At 43.8% G+C, this 18,271-nt stretch carries 23 protein-coding genes; 17 read left to right on the top strand and 6 right to left on the bottom strand.

What is annotated here, in order from left to right:
* Positions 1 to 11: 11 nt before the first annotated feature.
* The gene (locus DR864_RS15685; protein ID WP_114067869.1) at positions 12 to 581 is read right to left on the bottom strand and encodes an RNA polymerase sigma factor; all 570 of its coding nucleotides are present in this window, start codon (positions 579 to 581) and stop codon (positions 12 to 14) included.
* A gap of 49 nt (positions 582 to 630) precedes the next feature.
* The gene (locus tag DR864_RS15680) at positions 631 to 1,125 is read right to left on the bottom strand and encodes a ferritin-like domain-containing protein (protein ID WP_114067868.1); all 495 of its coding nucleotides are present in this window, start codon (positions 1,123 to 1,125) and stop codon (positions 631 to 633) included.
* A gap of 191 nt (positions 1,126 to 1,316) precedes the next feature.
* On the opposite strand from DR864_RS15680, the gene DR864_RS15675 reads away from it, so the two are divergent.
* Both DR864_RS15675 and DR864_RS15670 read left to right on the top strand, forming a co-directional pair.
* A complete protein-coding gene (locus DR864_RS15675; RefSeq protein ID WP_114067867.1) occupies positions 1,317 to 1,592 on the top strand; it encodes a hypothetical protein in 276 nt (91 codons plus the stop codon).
* 30 nt (positions 1,593 to 1,622) lie between these two features.
* On the top strand, positions 1,623 to 1,895 hold the full coding sequence (locus DR864_RS15670; RefSeq protein WP_114067866.1) for a YtxH domain-containing protein: 273 nt from the start codon (positions 1,623 to 1,625) through the stop codon (positions 1,893 to 1,895).
* A gap of 283 nt (positions 1,896 to 2,178) precedes the next feature.
* On the opposite strand, the gene DR864_RS15665 is transcribed toward DR864_RS15670, so the two are convergent.
* On the bottom strand, positions 2,179 to 2,544 hold the full coding sequence (locus tag DR864_RS15665) for a response regulator (RefSeq protein WP_114067865.1): 366 nt from the start codon (positions 2,542 to 2,544) through the stop codon (positions 2,179 to 2,181).
* 256 nt (positions 2,545 to 2,800) lie between these two features.
* Between DR864_RS15665 and DR864_RS15660 the strand changes: the two genes are divergently transcribed.
* The 3 genes from DR864_RS15660 to DR864_RS15650 all read left to right on the top strand — a co-directional run bounded on the left by DR864_RS15660 (position 2,801) and on the right by DR864_RS15650 (position 4,031).
* Positions 2,801 to 3,112, top strand: coding sequence for a YtxH domain-containing protein (locus tag DR864_RS15660; RefSeq protein WP_114067864.1), 312 nt, complete (start codon positions 2,801 to 2,803; stop codon positions 3,110 to 3,112).
* Positions 3,113 to 3,184: 72 nt separating this feature from the next.
* On the top strand, positions 3,185 to 3,550 hold the full coding sequence (locus tag DR864_RS15655; RefSeq protein ID WP_114067863.1) for a phage holin family protein: 366 nt from the start codon (positions 3,185 to 3,187) through the stop codon (positions 3,548 to 3,550).
* A complete protein-coding gene (locus DR864_RS15650) occupies positions 3,540 to 4,031 on the top strand; it encodes a hypothetical protein (RefSeq protein ID WP_114067862.1) in 492 nt (163 codons plus the stop codon). The genes DR864_RS15655 and DR864_RS15650 overlap by 11 nt, the downstream gene beginning before the upstream one ends.
* Here the strand turns inward: DR864_RS15650 and DR864_RS15645 are convergent.
* Both DR864_RS15645 and DR864_RS15640 read right to left on the bottom strand, forming a co-directional pair.
* A complete protein-coding gene (locus DR864_RS15645) occupies positions 4,024 to 4,470 on the bottom strand; it encodes a response regulator (RefSeq protein WP_114067861.1) in 447 nt (148 codons plus the stop codon). The genes DR864_RS15650 and DR864_RS15645 overlap by 8 nt on opposite strands.
* 29 nt (positions 4,471 to 4,499) lie before the next feature.
* On the bottom strand, positions 4,500 to 5,894 hold the full coding sequence (locus DR864_RS15640) for a sensor histidine kinase (RefSeq protein WP_114070305.1): 1,395 nt from the start codon (positions 5,892 to 5,894) through the stop codon (positions 4,500 to 4,502).
* 262 nt (positions 5,895 to 6,156) lie between these two features.
* Between DR864_RS15640 and rpoN the strand changes: the two genes are divergently transcribed.
* The 5 genes from rpoN to DR864_RS15615 all read left to right on the top strand — a co-directional run bounded on the left by rpoN (position 6,157) and on the right by DR864_RS15615 (position 12,756).
* Complete coding sequence (gene rpoN / locus DR864_RS15635) at positions 6,157 to 7,578, top strand: RNA polymerase factor sigma-54 (protein ID WP_229599396.1); 1,422 nt, start codon at positions 6,157 to 6,159, stop codon at positions 7,576 to 7,578.
* A 151-nt stretch (positions 7,579 to 7,729) separates the two neighbouring features.
* Positions 7,730 to 9,205, top strand: a complete 1,476-nt coding sequence (locus DR864_RS15630) for a sigma-54-dependent transcriptional regulator (RefSeq protein ID WP_114067859.1) — start codon at positions 7,730 to 7,732, stop codon at positions 9,203 to 9,205.
* Positions 9,205 to 10,806 (top strand): PAS domain-containing sensor histidine kinase, encoded by a 1,602-nt coding sequence (locus tag DR864_RS15625; protein ID WP_114067858.1) that lies wholly within the window; start codon positions 9,205 to 9,207, stop codon positions 10,804 to 10,806. Before DR864_RS15630 ends, DR864_RS15625 begins: the two co-directional genes overlap by 1 nt.
* A 46-nt stretch (positions 10,807 to 10,852) precedes the next feature.
* Positions 10,853 to 11,323, top strand: a complete 471-nt coding sequence (locus DR864_RS15620) for a response regulator (RefSeq protein WP_114067857.1) — start codon at positions 10,853 to 10,855, stop codon at positions 11,321 to 11,323.
* Positions 11,323 to 12,756 (top strand): hybrid sensor histidine kinase/response regulator, encoded by a 1,434-nt coding sequence (locus tag DR864_RS15615; protein ID WP_114067856.1) that lies wholly within the window; start codon positions 11,323 to 11,325, stop codon positions 12,754 to 12,756. Before DR864_RS15620 ends, DR864_RS15615 begins: the two co-directional genes overlap by 1 nt.
* 206 nt (positions 12,757 to 12,962) lie before the next feature.
* Here DR864_RS15615 and DR864_RS15610 read toward each other — a convergent pair whose 3' ends face one another.
* Positions 12,963 to 13,817 (bottom strand): TspO-related membrane protein, encoded by an 855-nt coding sequence (locus DR864_RS15610; RefSeq protein WP_114067855.1) that lies wholly within the window; start codon positions 13,815 to 13,817, stop codon positions 12,963 to 12,965.
* 200 nt (positions 13,818 to 14,017) lie between these two features.
* Between DR864_RS15610 and DR864_RS15605 the strand changes: the two genes are divergently transcribed.
* The 7 genes from DR864_RS15605 (at position 14,018) to DR864_RS15570 (ending at position 18,253) form a co-directional block, all read left to right on the top strand.
* Entirely contained in the window at positions 14,018 to 14,170 is a 153-nt protein-coding gene (locus DR864_RS15605) for a lmo0937 family membrane protein (protein WP_114067854.1), read from the top strand.
* A 436-nt stretch (positions 14,171 to 14,606) separates the two neighbouring features.
* Positions 14,607 to 15,317: an OmpA family protein gene (locus DR864_RS15595; protein ID WP_114067852.1), complete on the top strand. Its 711-nt coding sequence runs from the start codon at positions 14,607 to 14,609 to the stop codon at positions 15,315 to 15,317.
* A 22-nt stretch (positions 15,318 to 15,339) separates the two neighbouring features.
* Positions 15,340 to 15,522: a hypothetical protein gene (locus DR864_RS15590; RefSeq protein ID WP_114067851.1), complete on the top strand. Its 183-nt coding sequence runs from the start codon at positions 15,340 to 15,342 to the stop codon at positions 15,520 to 15,522.
* A gap of 14 nt (positions 15,523 to 15,536) precedes the next feature.
* Complete coding sequence (locus tag DR864_RS15585) at positions 15,537 to 15,788, top strand: hypothetical protein (RefSeq protein WP_114067850.1); 252 nt, start codon at positions 15,537 to 15,539, stop codon at positions 15,786 to 15,788.
* 197 nt (positions 15,789 to 15,985) lie between these two features.
* The gene (locus DR864_RS15580; protein WP_114070304.1) at positions 15,986 to 16,288 is read left to right on the top strand and encodes a Dabb family protein; all 303 of its coding nucleotides are present in this window, start codon (positions 15,986 to 15,988) and stop codon (positions 16,286 to 16,288) included.
* Between the two features lie 51 nt (positions 16,289 to 16,339).
* Positions 16,340 to 17,212 (top strand): helix-turn-helix domain-containing protein, encoded by an 873-nt coding sequence (locus DR864_RS15575; RefSeq protein WP_114067849.1) that lies wholly within the window; start codon positions 16,340 to 16,342, stop codon positions 17,210 to 17,212.
* A gap of 84 nt (positions 17,213 to 17,296) precedes the next feature.
* Entirely contained in the window at positions 17,297 to 18,253 is a 957-nt protein-coding gene (locus DR864_RS15570) for a VOC family protein (RefSeq protein ID WP_114067848.1), read from the top strand.
* Positions 18,254 to 18,271 lie beyond the last annotated feature (18 nt).

The following is an 18,271-nucleotide window of genomic DNA, read 5'->3' as shown; positions in this document are numbered from 1 at the left end:
AGGTTGAGGCACTAACTGGCCATAGAGGAAGAATAAGAAGAGGTATCGGCCAAATGAAGTCGAAGGTTTTTGATGGCGAGCCGTAGACGGGTTTTGACAGTTCCCAGCGGCAGTTTGAGGCGGTTGGCGGCTTCGATTTGCGTATAACCGCCCCAATAAACCATCTCAATGATTGTTTTTTGCTCGGATTTAAGGCGTGAGACCAACTCCCGCAGTTCGTTGTGCTCTATCTCGCTAAATACTGCCTGATTGCTTTCAATCCAATGGATGGAGGAGTCAAGGTCTTGAATGTCATTGCGTTGTCCTCGCAGATAATCAATGGAGCTGTTGCGGGCAATGTTGAGCATCCACGTAAAAAAACGCCCCTTTTCGGAGTCGTACCTATTAATATTTGTCCAGATTTTGATAAAAATTTCCTGAAGTAAGTCTTGGGCAGGTTCTTCCTTTACTACAATTTTTAGGACGATTCCGTGCAGTGCGTCCGAATAATTTGTGTACAGATAGTTGAACGCATGGCGGTCTTGTGTAAGCAGCCTACCGATGAGCTCGCTTTCTGAATAGTTAAGTACATTGTTTTTCATAGGTCGATTGGTAGTGTTGAGTAAATTATCAAGTCAAATAAATCTGCCATTAACGTAATTTTAGGGCATCAAGCTCCGCTTGAGTGCTGTTGGTGCGTGGAGTAAGGGTCTGAATAATTTTGAGAGAACTTTCAATATCAGCCTGTTGCCGAAGCAGTACTCCGTTCAGCTCTTCATTGGCTTTGATAAGCTCGTTGTTAAGAGCGTTTTCGTAAGCTTCAATGGCCGATTTGTCCCCAAATTCGCAGGATTCCAACAGAGCGATTCGGTCATGTTGTTGGAGGGCAGCTTTAAAATTCAACCATGATCGGTGAATTATGCCAGCGGTTGTTCCGCCCAAGGCAGGCTCGCCGCCCATCTCTTTAATGTATGCACTGAGGGTTTCTGAAAAATTAATACTCTCGTTGAGACGACTCCTAAAGAGCTGTTCTAAATCGCCGTCTTTTGTTTCAAGAGAAGCCTGATGGTAGCCTGCAATCCGATCATTATTGATTTGGATGAGCCCATTAAGAATGTCGATCATATCTTGTTGATTGGAATTCATGAGATTTTGATGCTGGGTATGCTGCCTTGCAGCATAAAAATCAATACCCACTCATTTTAGGGTAATATTGAGGAAATACTCGCTGATAATGAGGCGTTTTTACCCCTGATTTTTAACAAGTGGGCTCTGGCACTTGATTTTCTTATGTGTTATTCGTTCAACAAGAGTATTTAACTAACACAGTGATAATCATGGACGAAGACGAATTCGAAAATAGCAGTCTCAAAAAAGAAACTGAAAGGAATGAATTGGAAAAAGAGAGCGTGAGCGATGATAAGAAATCCCAAAAGATATCCGCTCAAACGATTTTTTTGTTTGTAATAATCATCGGTATCGGACTAATGATATTTGCTTACACGAGTGGTTATTTCACGGCTGGAGGCCCCAATGGAGACCGTAGAATGGGCCCTGTAAATGCGCAAGATTCAGCGATGGTCAACAAAAGTGATACCATCATTGGGAATTAATTATTTCAATACACCATAAATTCAAACTACATGAAAACGACCAAAGAAGAATTGCTCGAAGAAGCGGCAAAACACAAAGCCGAAACCGCCGAAAAGAAAGCGGAAGTCCTAAAGTCAGAGTTTAAGGAAAAGGTAGACGACGTCAAAATAGGAGCCGTTGAGTTGGCTGAAAAAGCCAAAGAAAAATGGGAGAACCTCAAAGATAAGGTAGAAGATACTTGGGAGGATACCAAAGACAAAGCGGAAGAAATTGCTGACCGTGCGGCGGCTAAAAAGAGAGAAATGAAAGAGGATTTGAGCTAAAATCGGCACAAAATCTGACGGGAATAGAATAATGCTCCAGGCCGTACTTTTAAGTATTGGGCTGGAGCATTGTTATGGCCCAATCATTGAGTATTATGACGGGGATTTACGGGCATAATTGCCCATTTTGTTCTTCTTGTTTACTAAGCGTACACTAACACAAGCGTCTCGGCAATGAGCTAGCGGTAGTGGGCATGGAAAATCCGTGAAAGTCGTCGAATTTGAATGAAAGAGAGGAAGGTGTTTGGAAACAGCGGTAGCCGCGCAGATAAAGCGTATTTATCTAGATAATGATTTTTTCAATTTTGGTCATATCGAGCGGCTTTTCCACAAAACCGTCTGCACCCGAAAGCAGTGCCCGATCTCGCAGGCCACTCATGGCAGTAATCATGACTAATTTAGAAGCAGGGGCTTTTTTACGAAATTCTTTGATTTGTTCAATTCCAATCCCGTCAGGAAGGTTGTTGTCTAAAAAAATGATAGCTGGTTGTTCCTCAGTCGCTTTTTGAAGACCCTCGGCGAGGGTATGCGCCCGCAGGGAGACAATCCCAAAACGTTTTAATACCATTCCTAACAAAAGACAAGTATCTATTTCGTCGTCAATAATTACAGCCTTTTGATTAGAACTGGAAAAGGCCTTGTTACTCATTTCAGTTAATTAATTAGGTGGTTAACAAATACATTATACATTTTAAGTTTACTAGATTGTGTAATTAAAAAAACCGTGCCGGACTAGCAAAGGAGTAGGATAGTGGCTGCTCAATATATCCCAATTTGGGGAAAAGTGTCCACGGATTTTTTTTAGTACCCGTATAATGCGGCAAAGTCAGGGGTGGAATAAAATTTTTATTACTGCTTATGTCAAATTGTTTAATTTTTATAAAATCCTTTAAACGCACATTGCCATGACAAGTAATTCAAAAATAGTATTAGGACTCGTTACCGCTGCGGCCGCGGGCGCCGTGATTGGGCTATTGTTTGCTCCTGAAAAAGGAACAGAAATCCGTGACAAAGTACGTGAAACCGCCAATGGATTTGCGTCAGATTTGCTGGATGCACTCCAGCGCGGTCGTCAACAGTATACTGAAATGAAAGACAATGTTGAAGACACCGCAAAAGAGCTAAAATCGAAAGCAGAGGATAGAATCTCGGAAGTAAAAGACCGGGTAAGCGATGAAGTAGATAACGTTAAAAATAAAGCGCAACGTTACGCTTAGTGAATTAGATACCCATTGATTTCTGCGGGATGGCCTTGGTCATCCCGTAAAAATTAAAACCCCTGTTGAGCCATGCAAGTAATAGATTCTGCGAATGAGATTAAAGAGCGTGCAACCGATTGGTTTGACAACGCTTCCGATTATTTTGAAGCCCGTTGGAACCTGGGCGTTTTGGATATGTCCGAAAAAGCAGCGGGTGCCGCATCGAGCCTAGCGTCGGTGCTTATTATCGGTACAGTTGGCACCGTTGCGTTACTTTTTTTGAGTTTGGGAGTGGCTTGGCTCATTGGTGAGCGCCTCAATAGCCCCGCCTTTGGGTATTTGATTGTAGGAGGTTTTTATGCACTTGTATGTATTATCCTGTTTTTGGTCAAAGACACTTTAATCAAAGTACCTGTTGTCAATGCTTTTATAAAAAGATTTTATTATGAAAACTAAGCTCGAATCGTTGGACGATGTACGCGCTGAACGAGCCCGGTTGAAAAACCAGCTCGCACTCTCACAGGTAAAAATGCGGAAAGACATCACGGCTATTAAGACCGAAATAAATCCAGCGCGTCAGGCGGTGGGTGCTTTAAGTGATTTGTTGACAACCCCCAAAAAAGGATTGCTCAGCGTTGGGGTTGGTATCGGAGTAGATATGTTGCTTAAAAGAGGCCTATTGGCACGTGCTGGATGGCTACCGAGATTGGTTGTGCCTTTTATTGCGCGCAACGTAGCTACCAATCTTATCTATAAAAACCGTACTTCCCTCCTTGAAAACGCCCTGATATGGGTGAAAAAGAAGACGGAGAAGAAACCTGATATAAAAATAGATAGTCAACAAAAATTATTACCATCAGCGACAGATGTTCGGGTCAACGGACACACCTCAAGTGCTGAAAATCACGTTGTTCCCCCAGATGTCAGTGTTAATTAAGAAATCGGGCGGCTTCTGGTACCACGGGAAGCTGGCTGACCTTTACCCAAAATTTAATGAGGGTAGAGATGGTATCGTTAAAAACATCAAAAGACGAGGGCTTAGCTATATAACAGTTGGCCCCTAAGTCATAACAATCGTTGATGTCTTGCTCAGATTTGGAGGTTGTCAGGACCACCACTGGTATTTTTCGTAAATGAGGTTCTGATTTCAGGATTCTCAACACTTCTCGCCCGTCCATTCGGGGCATATTCAAATCCAGTAAAATCAGGCCTACGGAATGTTCGTTGTTACTGCGGCGAATATATTCAATGAGTTCAAGCCCATCTTTCACATAGACGGTAGGATTCACCAATCCGCAATCATCAAACACCGATTGGAGCAAAAAACGGTCATCGGCGTCATCATCAGCTATTAAAATAGTGGCTTGTTTGTTCATAAAATATTGACGGGGTTATCGCCAGGGTTTCAGGTAGGTAAATATACATGAAAAATTGAACCTTCCTGATTTGGTTTTGCTTCGGCAACGATAAATCCGTTGTGATTGGTCACAATCCGGCGGCAAAGTGCGAGGCCAATGCCTGTTCCTTCGTATTCGGTTCGGTTGTGCAAACGTTGAAAAATGATAAAAATCTTTTCTGAATAGATGGGGTCAAATCCAATCCCATTATCCATAAACGAAATACGGTGGTAAATGTTATCCTTTTGAATATCTCCTAGGTTAGGCAGTTCACTGCCATTCACTTTTTGGCAGTCGATTTCAATGATGGGGGGCGTGTCGGCTTTGCTGTATTTAATGGCGTTGGAAATCAGGTTGTTAAACAATTGAAACAGTTGAAATTCTATGCCTTGTACGGTCGGCAATACTTCTGAAATAATCGTCACCTTTTTTTGTTCAATTAAATCGTTCAGCTCGTCTTTTACATCCCTAAAAACGGAATTTAGGTTTACTTCTTCAAATATGCGTTCGCGTAAATTGGCCGTTCGTGAAAACATCAGCAAGTCATCAATAAGTTGCTGCATTCTAATCGCCGATTGGTTGATTTTAAGAACATTGGTTTTGCCATCGTCGGTCAGCAGTTCACTTTGTTTTATTTTCAAGCGCTCGCCAAAGGCCCGTATTTTGCGCAGCGGTTCCTGCAAATCGTGCGAGGCCACGTACGCAAACTGCTCTAGTTCGGCGTTGGCCCGTTCCAAATCGGTCAGTTTTTCTTCGAGGGTTTTTTGAAAAGTAATTCGGCGACGCAGCTCAATGTACAGAAGTCGGAAAAACACCAATAAAAACGCCAGTGAAACGGCCGAAAGAAGCAACAAAAAAAAGTTGGTGTTCTCATCGGCTTCTTTTTGCAGGATACTCCGGTAGGTCAAAAGCTCCCGCTCTTCGTTGTCCAGTTCTTTACATAAGCTTCTGATATTTTCCATGTGATTTTTGCCGTCACTCAATTTCACGGTATCAATCCCGTATCCGTTGCGTGTTCGTTCAATGTTAAATTCAATCAGGGTAATTCGTCGGCTTATTTCTTTTTTGATACTATCTACTCTTTTTTGTTGGCGGGGGTTGTCTCTTACTAATAGCTCCATCGACCTCAAAATGCCTTTCATACTGCTTCTTCCTTCGCCATAAGGTTGCAGATACTTTTCATCTTTGGTCAATAAATAGCCGCGTTCGCCCGTTTCGATTGTATTGACCGTGGCAAGAATATCTTTGTTTTTGAGTCTAACTCGGTAGGTGTGATTGACGGATTGAGTACGATTATTTGACTCTACACTACGATCATAAGCCAACCAACTTAAGAAAACCAGCATGGCTAAACTAACCCCCATGGCTAAAAATATTCCTAAAAGAGCATTTCGTAAAATCATAAGAAAATATAATTGAGGTGTTTTCTCTACATATTTTTGTGGAAAAAAATGCCCATTTTGGGTAAAAATCAGCAAGACGAGAAAACTATAAAATTAGTAACGTTGTTTTAATAAAAAAGTTTTTAAGTATAAATGCCTGATTAGAAGTATTTTGTTGAAAGTTACATAAATAAAGAAGGCTTTTACGTAATTCATTGAATCTCTGAGGCATCCGATTTGGTACTCAATTACCAAAAAATGTTGTCCAACCATGGCGGCTCCCATGCTAAACCTTATTCAATCGCAGAAACAAACGCTGAAGATATCTCCAGCGCAAATACAACTGCTGAATTTTCTGCAACTCAATACGCTCGAACTTGAGCAACATATAAAAAATGAACTCGAGGATAATCCTATTCTGGAAGAAGGGCCCGAAGATTCGAAAGAGGAATTTGATGCGGCTGATGAGGGCGGATTAATCACAAAAGCCGAAGACCGAACCCAAGACTATATGGATTGGGACGAGTTTAGGGATGATGATACCCCAGATTATCGTACTCGAATCAATAATTTTTCGGATGACGATAACGAGTATACGCCCATGATGGCAGAAATCACTACTTGGCGGGACGAACTCAAAGAGCAATTTCACCTCTTGGCGCTCAACGAACGTCAACAGTTATTGTCTGATTTTGTGGTGGATTCGCTGACCGATAGCGGTTACCTCAACTACAGCGCTGGTTCTATTGCCGACGATGTGTCGTTTACGAGTGGGATGTTTGTGGAGGAAGAAGAAGTGCAGGAAATCATTCAGTTACTCCGTAAAATGGACCCGCCTGGGCTGGGTGCGCGCGATTTGCAGGACTGTTTGTTGTTGCAGTTGGAGCGTTTACAAGGCCCCGAAGTGGCTATCTCAACGAAGTTGATTAAAAATAATTTTGAGGATTTTGCGGCTCGTAATTACGAGAAACTGATGAAATCCAACAATATCACTTCCGACCAACTCAAATCCATTGTAGCCCTGATTGGTACGCTTAATCCACAACCCGTAATTGGCAGCCAAACGGACAGTTTGGTCATCAAAGATAATATTGTGCCTGACTACATCATCACCGTTGACGGAGATTTGATTGATGTAGAACTCAATAACCGGCGGATTCCCCCCTTGAAAATCAACAAGTCGTACGCCAAAGAAGTGGGAGGAACCCGGGCCGCCAATACGTACGTAAATTCAAAGCTAAACGCTGCCAATTGGCTCATTGAAGCCATTCAGCAGCGCGAAAATACCATGCTGAAGTCCATGCGGACCATCGTAAAACTTCAGGAAGACTATTTTAAAACGGGTAATGTGAGATTGCTGAAACCCATGGTACTGCGTGACGTAGCCGAGCGTATTAGCATGGATGTTTCGACGATTTCGAGGGTGACCAGCGGCAAATACGCCCAAACACCTTTTGGCGTTATTCACCTCAAAGACCTGTTTACGGAAGGAGTTTTGACCCAAAGCGGCGAAGAAGTCTCTAATCGTCAAATACAGTTGGTGTTGGCCGAATTGGTGTCTAAAGAAGACAAGCAGCATCCTTTTAATGATTTTCAATTGGCTGAAATGTTGGCCGAGCGCGGTTACCCCGTGGCCCGCCGTACAGTGGCCAAATACCGCGAACAAATGGATATTCCAGCCGCCTCATTGCGGAGAATTTTATAACCTGAATCGGCCAACCGCGTATATGTTGAGCAGATGAGAAAATAAAGTCGAAAATAAATCAAATCGCAGATGTATAAATGATACCCGCACCACCAGAGCGGCAGGAATTTATCAACAAAAGCGAATACAACCTCTTGAACTTTTAAGTTAGATGGCACAGAAAATATTGGTTATAGATGATGACACCGACATTTGCTTACTATTGCGTCGTTTTTTGAGCAAACACGGTTTTGAGGTGGCGGTGGCCCACAACGGTGTCACAGGCTTGGCAATTTTGGAAGAATTTCATCCAGATTTGGTCCTCACCGATTTCAAACTCGGCGACATGGACGGAGCCACTATTTTGACGCGCATCAAGGAAAAATTTCCTCACCTGCCCGTATTAATTATTACGGGCTATTCTGACATCAAAACGGCCATTAATGTCATGAAGCAGGGAGCGTATGACTATATCACTAAGCCCCTTTTTCCTGATGAGATTTTACTTACGATTCGGAAAGCGCTCAATCACTCACAGACTCATGAGCAAGGCGGGCAGTTTGCCGAAGAAATAACCCCTGCAACGCCCGGAGGCGCTACGCGCCGAAAAAGCACGCAGGCTCATTATATTTTTGGGGAAGGCCCCGAATCAACCTATCTCTACAAGCAGGTTGACTTGGTAGCTCCGACCAATTACAGCGTCCTTATTTATGGCGAAAGTGGCTCTGGAAAAGAAGCCGTTGCGCTCGAAATCCACAAGCGAAGCAAACGCGCCTCTGGCCCGTTTGTGGCAATGGACTGCGGGGCCATCTCGCGGGAGCTCGCCGCTAGTGAGCTTTTTGGACACGAAAAAGGCTCATTTACGGGAGCCCTTGCCCAGAAAATCGGCCACTTTGAAATGGCCAACGGAGGGACACTTTTTTTGGATGAAGTCGGCAACCTCCCCTATGATGTTCAAGTGTCACTTTTGCGGGTGGTACAAGAACGTAAACTCAGGCGCATTGGCGGCAACCGTGAAATCGACGTCGATGTGCGTTTGATTGTGGCTTCCAATGAGCGTTTGATGGATGCCGCCCGCCGGGGCCGATTCCGCGAAGATTTATATTACCGTTTCAATGAATTTAGTATTGATGTGCCACCCCTGCGTGAGCGCCGCTCTGACCTGATGATTTTTGCCCAATTCTTTCTGGATAAAACAAATATTGAACTCGGAAAGCAGGTAAAAGGCTTTACGCCCGAAGTTGAAAGGGCTTTTCGGGAATATCCGTGGCCCGGAAACCTGCGCGAATTACGCAACGTTATCAAGCGCTCCACGCTCCTCACTGAAGGCGACTACGTAGATGCCCGTACGTTGCCGTTTGAATTGTTAAATTATGAAAAACTGCTGTTTTTTGATTCTGGTACGATAACAACCTCTTCCGTTCAGGATTTGCCTTCTCCTCAACCTTCTTACGAAGCGCCCACCGCTCCTAAGCCATACGCTAGTTCAAAGGTTGACCTGAAATCGGCGGCGTTAGAAGCCGAGTATGAAATGATTTTGAACGTACTCAAACAAGTAAATTTTAATAAGAGTAAAGCGGCTCAAGCCTTGGGCATTGATCGGAAAACGCTTTATAATAAAATGAAAAATATAAACTTAAGTAACTGATGCCGCTTGCCGAAATCCCCGTTGCTGTCCCAAACCCCTTTCGACTTGACCTGACCGGGAAACAAGTGGAGAGGTTGTTTCAGATTTCGCCCGATTTGGTGTACATCATTGACGTGAACCTACGCAAAATGGTGTTTATCAGTAATCGTGTACAAGACATACTGGGTTATACTTGCGACGATATTCAGCAGATGGGCGGGTCGTTGATTTCGGTATTAGTACATCCTGATTTAAATCGTTTTGTGGCAGAAATATACCAACGTTTTGCAGTCCTGAAAGAAGGAGAAACGGCTAAATTTACGTTTGAAATACGCCACAAAAATGGAGGTATTCGCAGTATACGCAGCCGAGCAACCGTATTGACGTACGATGAGAACGGAAAAAACCACCTCATCATGAACGTGGCCGAAGATGTTACCGATGCACTTGCCCACGAGATGGACTTGCAAAAAAAAGAATATCAAATTAACGAAACCGAGGTTATTTTTAAATGCGGAAGTTGGGAGTGGCAAAAGAATGAAAAGGGGATTCGGTGGTCGGAGGGACTGTTTAGACTGATGGGGCTTGCGCCAGAGGCCTATCCTGATAAAAGCGTAACTAGGGCATTTTTTGAAAGCTTCATTGTGCCCGAAGATTTGGCCCGGGTCCAAAATTATTCCAAAATGGTATTGGTCGAAAAAAATGATACCTTTCAAATAGAGCACCGCATCATTGATGCCGCTGGAAATCTAAAATACCTCACGTTGCGGGCGCGCTGCCAATACGGAGAAGATGGCCGATTGGAACGCGTGATAGGCGTAGCCGCCGACCGTACCGAAATAGAAACCTACCAAAAAGAACTGGAACGCCGGCTGGTAGCTCTCAAAAAAAGCAACCAAGACTTGGAGCAATTTGCGTACGTAGCCTCGCACGATTTGCAGGAGCCACTGCGCAAAATCATTGCTTTTGGCGAACGGTTGGATAAAAAATACAAAGAACAACTCGGTACTGAAGGCCAGTTTTTTGTTGAGCGAATGACCAATGCAGCCTATCGCATGAACGGGCTGATTGAAGATTTACTTACTTATTCGCGGGTGTCGCGGCAAACTGAGTCGCTTACTTTTATTTCGCTTGAAGAAGTTGTAAAGAATGTAATTGAAGATTTGGAAGTAAAAATTCAGGACAAGAATGCCACTATCATTATCGACAAACTCCCTACTATTGAGGCACGACAAGTACAAATGCATCAACTGTTTCTTAATCTAATTGAGAATGCCCTGAAGTTTACCCAGCCATCGGTGGCTCCGGTGGTAGCAGTGAAGGCGCGCAAGGCCAACATTCAGGAAATCAAGGGAATTATGCAGCTTAACCCCCACGAAACCTACTACAGAGTAAGTGTTTCTGACAACGGAATTGGTTTTGAGCCAGAGTATGCCGAACGAATTTTTACCATTTTTCAAAGGTTGCATGGCCGCTCCGAGTATGAAGGTACTGGGCTGGGGCTTGCCATTTGCCGTAAAATAGTAGAATCCAATCACGGGTACATTGAGGCGCACGGAAATGTAGGGGGGGGAGCTGAATTTATTTTTTATTTACCGCACAGACAGCATGAGGCACGGTGAGCTGGTCTGCGAAAAACAACCCTGCTTATAACTAATCTGACGTACTATGGACACCACAGAGATTCGTGAAGCGCGAAAAAGTGTTATGATTCTGATTGCCGACGATGATGAGGATGATCGAATGTTTACGAAGGAGGCTTTTGAAGAGAATTATCTGCTAAACGAAATTCGCTTTGTAAATGATGGTGTGGAATTATTGGACTACCTGAAGCGCCGAAATAAATACAGTAATCCTGACGATAGCCCCCGTCCAGGAATTATCTTATTGGACCTCAATATGCCCAAAATGGACGGACGGGAGGCGTTGAAGGCAATCAAATCTGACCCTGATCTCCGGTCTATCCCAGTAGTGGTACTCACTACGTCGAAGGCCGAGCAAGATGTGTTGCAAACCTACAATTTGGGAGTTAATTGTTTCATTACAAAGCCCGTGTCTTTTGCAGAATTTATAGAAGTAGCCCGTACCGTCGGGCATTATTGGTTTGATATTGTTCAACTTCCCAACTCCCTCGACTGATGCAGAAAGACACCATTAGACTACTCATTGTAGATGATGATGAAGATGATTTTTTCCTTACGTCAGATTATCTCAAAGATATTCGCAACAAAACATTTATCATTACTTGGGCAGGTTCGTTTTCGGCAGGAATTGAACAACTTACACACGCCAAATTTGATTTATGCTTCTTTGATTTCCTGCTTGGTGCCAAAACTGGAATTGATCTTTTGAAAGCGGCCATTCAGAGCGGCGTAAGCTGTCCGATTGTGCTCCTGACGGGCAAAGGTGATCAGCGGGTGGATGTGGAGGCCATGCGATTAGGGGCCATGGACTATCTTGTAAAGAGTGAGTTGGATTCCGAAAAGCTTGAACGCTGCATCCGCTACGCCCTCGAACGTTCGGCGGTGTTGCAACGCCTGCGCGAAAGTGAAACGCGTTTGCGGGGAATTTTTGGCCAGTTGAAAGATGCCGTTTTGCTCAAATGGCCCAAAGGACTCGTTTTTTATCACAACGATACCGCCCTTGACCTATTAGGGTATACGGAAGCAGAAATCCTGCAATTGCATTCGCTGGATTTGTTTGCGATTCCGGCGCAACACTCCATGTATGTACACGCGCTGGAAGAAAAGGGCTTGGTCGAAAATCTGGAGATGTGGCTGGTGCGCAAAAGCGGTGAGCGCGTGCTTTGTTCTTTGCACGCCAGCAAACAAAATGATAGCGAAGGGAAGGCGTATTATTTGCTTGTTATTCAGGATATTACTGAGCGAAAAAAAGTAGAACGTGACAGGTTGTTAGCCGAAAAATCAGCATCGACGGCGCGCTTAGTGCGTACGTTGGCGCATGAAGTCCGTAATCCGCTCACCAATATTCACTTATCGCTCGATCAGCTTGAGACTGATTTACAGGACGATGACCAGCGGTTATTTGTGGATATTATTCGGCGAAACGGTAAGCGTATCAATACTCTCATCACGGAGCTTCTCAATTCGTTCAAGCCGCATGAAGCTGTATTGAAGCGAATTTCTATTCATGAATTATTGGATCAGACCGTCAACGAGGCCGAAGATAGATTGAGTCTAAAAAAAATTATACTCAATAGAGCTTATGGGAAAGACTGTTTGTTGCTACTAGACGAGCCCAAAATTAAAATCGCGTTGCTAAATTTGATCATCAACGCGATTGAGGCCATGGAAGAAAACAAAGGGGTGTTGACGTTGTCGACGGAAATATCTAAAACCTCCTGCTGTGTAAAAGTACAGGACAATGGCTCTGGAATAAGCCCTGAAAACATTAATCGCCTCTTTGAGCCTTATTTTACGTCTAAATCAAACGGGTTAGGCCTAGGACTCGCGGCCACGCTGACCATTTTGCAATCCCACCGGGCTTCGGTTGAGGTGGAATCGGAAGAAGGAAAAGGAACAACTTTTACCGTTACGTTTCCTTTGAGTTAATAAAAAGACTTGGGAAGGCCGAAAACGATCAAATGTAATTGGGAATTTGCACTGGGTTGTGCGTAATATCGTTTTTTTGAAAGACCAGAACGGTAAAACGTTTGAAACCCTCTCGGCCATTTTCGACCCAAAAGGGGTTGTCTCAAAATTTTGAGACAACCCCTTTTGGGTATATGAGAAGTCAGAAAAGCTGTATTTTATTTACGTTAATTGGAGCTAATAATGGTTTGAGTTGTTTCGACGACTTTTACTTTTTTGGTTCTGAACAAAGAGCCAGTAATTTCTGCAATGACTGCCGCGCTAACAACGATGATACCGAATACTGAAGACCAAACCACAAAACGGTGGTACACGTCTGCATCGAGTCGGGCGATAATAACACCGATAAGCGCCCAAATAACGGACAAGCCGATGTAAGCATTTCTCAATTTCAGTAAGGCAAAACTACCGATAACCGCCCCAATCAGCACCATAGCTGAGGCCCAAAATACCTCGCTTTGCCCCCAGCCGCTCCAGTCTAAAATCACTAACAACGTAGTCGAGTTAGCAACGGTTGCAATGCATAACCACCCCAAATAAAGCCCGAAAGGTGCTTTGACAGAAAAACGGGAGTTTTTGGCTAAATAAGGGGTTAATGAGTCAATGCGGGCGTTGATATTGATTAACTGTACCAGAAACAATACCATTATGAACACCGAGAAAGCCACGTATTCATAATGCCAGACCAAAATCCAAACCATATTTAATATACAGGTAAAGATAAAACGAGGCCCAATGACCGTGACCGTTTCGGCCGTGGCGGGGTCGACCTGAGTGCTAAAAAGTGATTTGCTTTGTTTAATACAAAAGACCAATAATAACAGATAAATCACGCCCCAAATCGAAAAAGTGAGTGGGGCAGGTACAAACAAGTTGGGGTATTGATTAGAGAGCTGACCAGTGGTTTTGTCATTAATCGGCAAGGCATTTGCCAGATAATTCACAAAAACCATTGCTAAAAAAAAGACCCAATTCAAAATTTGATAGGTTTTTACAGCTGATTTATTCCAAAGCGTTGTCATATAGGTGATAGTTAAGGTTAATTGACAGGAGTCAACAATTATTCCACGCCGTTATTCACTGCGACAGTGGGGAAAATATTCCTCATAACAGGTTATATACAACCCAGTTTTCTACATTTTTTACTTGTATAGCCTTGTGGCACAAGTGTTTTAAGGTATATAATCATCAAATGAATTGAAACCTTTTAATCTTTAAAGCCATGCGTTCTCTATTATATATTATCGCTGTTATTCTGGTTGTGGGTTGGCTTATAGGAACTTTTGCTTACAGTGCAGGAGGACTTATTCATATCCTTCTGGTACTGGCCGTTATTTCCGTCATTATCGGTTTTATTCGCCGGGGCACTATTTAGTACGTAGATATGGCATCTGAGAGTTACTTTACTCAGCGTTATATATAAAAGTGGTTAATGCGTAGATATGACATCGTAAAACTTTGATTTACTTAATGCTATGGAAATTGCTTTGTTAATTACTATCACCGGATTTGTGGGTTTGGCCACCTCGGTAGGCATGTTGTATCTATCGCATTCACCCACTACGCCCTCTGCTAGTTCGGCTAACAGATTTAGTCAACAAAAACGGGATGATTTTTTCCGAAAGGTCAAACTGAATTCCCATCGGATTAAATAACTACGGACCGTATATTTTGTTATAAAAATACTTGCGTAACCCCTTTTAAAATTGATACCCGGCACGACTTTTTAAGGATATATATCGAAATACCAATTTATCACCCAGATGAGTGACGAAACCGCGAAGTGGGTTATTTAATTGGGAAAACAGGCCATGAAAACAATAACTATCAATATACCCATTAAAAGATTATTCATTTTTGCGACAAACCTTTTGTTTATCGCAGGGCTTTCCGGCTGTACATCCACACCAAACGTTAGAAAATCGGGTAACGATACCTCAGGAGCACCCAAACCAACAATCAGCAGGTCTAAAAACCCCGCTAATTTTGCCATTGTAGCATCAACAATTGGGGGAGCTGCGGGTGCTGTTATTGAAAAATACATGGAAAAACAAGCTACAGCCTTGAACCGTGATTTGAGCGGAATAGCCTTAGTAGAACGTATCGGAGAGGGCATAAAGATTACAGTGAGTTCAGTTGTGTTGTTTGAAAGTGATAGTTATGCCCTCTCTAATACGCCTCAGGAACAACTGAAAAAAATGGCCGAAACGCTGATTAACTACAAAGACACCGAGCTTTTGATTGCGGGTCATACGGATGGAACAGGAGATGCTAAGCAAAACCAAATCTTATCTGAAAAAAGGGCCGAATCATTGGCGGATTTTTTGCTAGCTCACAACGTGCCCCAGTTACGAATGGTGACCCAAGGGTTTGGTGAACAAACCCCCAAGGTATCCAATGGCACCGATGAAGGACGTCGTATGAATCAGCGGGTTGAGATAGCGATTGTGGCCAATCAGACCTTGAAAAAAGACGCCAAGCGCCAAGCAGAACAAGATAAAATTAGTAAGAAAAATGGCTAATAAGTCCTAAAAACAGAACGATATGCCAGAGAGCCTCACCACTCCTCAGGATTTTGAAAAGAACCCGAAAACGGGCGAAATCCACAAAAAAGAGGAACAAACGTTACCAAAAACAACCGATGTAGATCCTGAAAAAGTAGACATCAAGTTATATAAAGAAATAAAGAAAAAGGCCGAAGAGGCCGAAAAATATACGGGCGGTTAGAAAAAACAATAGCCATGAAAAAGACATTGATTGAAGACGAAATAATCGCGGATAACACAAAAATGATATCCGGAAATACGGAAAACTCAACCGATGCACTGTTTTCGGACGCAATTGTGCCAGAAAAGACGCCCGAAGAAAGTAAAATCAAGTCTGATGTTGCCCACACCTCCGAAGAGGAAAGCATCGACTATTCAAAGAGCAAAAACATGAGCGGTAATCGTGGATACAATGAAGTACCACACACGGTTCCAATCAAAAAATAGTGTAGTAGATTTTTCATAAGGTAAAGGGTTTAGGAATGGGTGAGAGCCGGGAGATTTTGTCCCCCGGCTCTTTTTTTGTCCCAAATAGACCGCAGTATTTTGCGCTGAAATGGGCATGATGGTGAACTTTTAGGTGATTTTAGATGGTTAGATTTTGGGTAGAATTGCTTCTCATTATAAAACCCCCTTCCAAAACCATGTTTGTACATCACGTTTTCTTTTTTTTGAAAAATCCCGATAGCGCCGCCGACCGCGACCAATTGGTAGCAGGCCTACAGACCTTAACCGCGCTTGAGGGTGTAAAACTTGCCCACATCGGCAAAGTGGCCGATACGCACCGGGGAGTTATTGACCGTTCGTATTCGGTGTCGTGGCTGATGCTGTTTGATACTAAAGCCGAGCAGGATGTGTATCAAGACCACCCAATTCACCATAAATTTGTGGAAAACTGTGCGCATTTGTGGGAAAAAGTCATTGTGTACGATTCAGACGATATTTAATTGATAAGTACGGCATGGCGTAAGTCATGCCGTTTTTGTTCTTGTCCCGCTATGCAAAAACCTGAAACCCATATTCGGCAGGCGCATCTTCCTACTCCGTTTGCGTATCGTAGCATGGCGGAGGTGGAAAAACGCCGCTCTCAAACCCCCGATTTGCCACATCGGCACGATTACTTCACCGTTATTGTGGTCGAGCGGGCTCAAGGAGCCCACCAGATTGACTTTAAAGAATATACGTTGCGGGAAAATACTGTGTATTTTGTTTCTCCCGAGCAAATTCACCACCTGACCGTAACGGAGCCCAATCCGCGCGGACATGTTATTCTTTTTCGACCCGATTTTTTGCAGCAATACAGTTTTTCGCCTTCGCAGTTGTACGACATGGACCTGTTTTTTAACTGTGATGAGTCGCTGCCGCTGGAACTGACCCCCGACGAAATGAATGAATTGCGACCGCTCGTCAGGGGCATTGCGGAAGAAGCGCAGGCCGAACGCTCTCAAAAATGGGAAGCGGTAGGCGCATGGCTAAAGTTGTTTTTACTTCAATGCAAACGTTTCAAATCTGACAAAAAAGTTTTGAACAAAACCTGGGATAATCGTCAGGCGGAGATTGTAAAACAGTTTAAAAATGATGTTGAGCTTTTTTTTCGGAAATACCATAAAGTCAATGAATACGCCGACCGCCAACACCTGACCGCCAATCACCTCAACGACGTCATTAAGAGTGAAACGGGGACGTCGGCCAAAGAATTTATTCAGAACCGGTTGGCGTTGGAAGCAAAGCGATTGGCGCGCTATTCAGAGCTCAACGCCAAAGAAATCGCCTATCAATTGGGCTATGACGACATTGCCCATTTCAGTAAATTCTTCAAAAAAAGTGAAGGAATAGCGTTCAGTGAGTTTCGCGAAAACGCCGAACCGTAAAAACGCCAACAACTTCCATGGTTTTTACGTTGATAGAGGTAGTTTTATCCGCCACCTTTGCCATCAAATAAACCTTTACTCCCCATGGAAACCAAGCCGTTCATCAAAGGACTTCACCACGTAACCGCCACCGTCAACGAAGCGCAGGAAGATTACGATTTCTATACTAAATTGCTAGCCCTTCGACTGGTTAAAAAAACGGTCAATTTTGATAACAATGCCGTATATCACATGTATTACGGCGATAAAATAGGTACACCCGGTACCATTTTTACCACCTTTCCGTATCAAAATCAGGGGATTCGTAAAGGTGTAGAAGGAACGGGGATGATTATTTCCACCACATTTTCGATTCCTTCGACGGCGCTAGGGTTTTGGAAAAGCCGTTTAGAAAACGCTGGTATTACCGTGGTTTCATCAGTTCGTTTTGGGCAACAGGTGCTGTGGTTTCGTGACCCTGCCGAACTTCAAATTGAATTAATTGCCGACGATAACGACATCCGTAAGCCTTTCATCACCGATGAGGTCAACGAAGAAGTGGCCATTCGGGGCATTCACCACGTCACGCTGTGGGTAGCGCCGAATGATTGGGAACCCGTGAGGCACTTTTTGGCCGCCGAAATGAACATGGCCGAAGTGGCGCAAGAGGGCGACCGAATTCGTCTGGAGGTAAAAGGCGGCTCATCAAGAAACGCCCTAGAACTGCTCCGGGCCGCTGCCGACACCCCACGTGGCAAAAACGGTATCGGTACTGTACATCACGTAGCTTGGAAAATTGACAATGAAGAAGCGCAGCAGGCGCTGCGTCACCGGCTGGTCGATGAGTTGGGCATGGAAGTGACCGAAATCAAAGACCGTAAGTATTTCCGTTCCATTTATTTCCGTTTGCCTTCGCACCAATTGTTTGAAGTTGCCACGAGCGGCCCCGGCTTTGACGTCGATGAGTCGGTCGAAGAATTGGGCACGCACCTCATGCTACCAAACGACAAAGAACACAACCGCGCCATCATTGAAGCGGGCCTGCCAGAAATTCAATTGTAAAGGAAAAATATTAACTCA

The sequence above is a fragment of the Runella rosea genome (genome assembly GCF_003325355.1).
Taxonomy (GTDB): Bacteria; Bacteroidota; Bacteroidia; order Cytophagales; family Spirosomataceae; genus Runella; species Runella rosea.
This window is presented reverse-complemented; position numbering and strand designations above follow the sequence as displayed.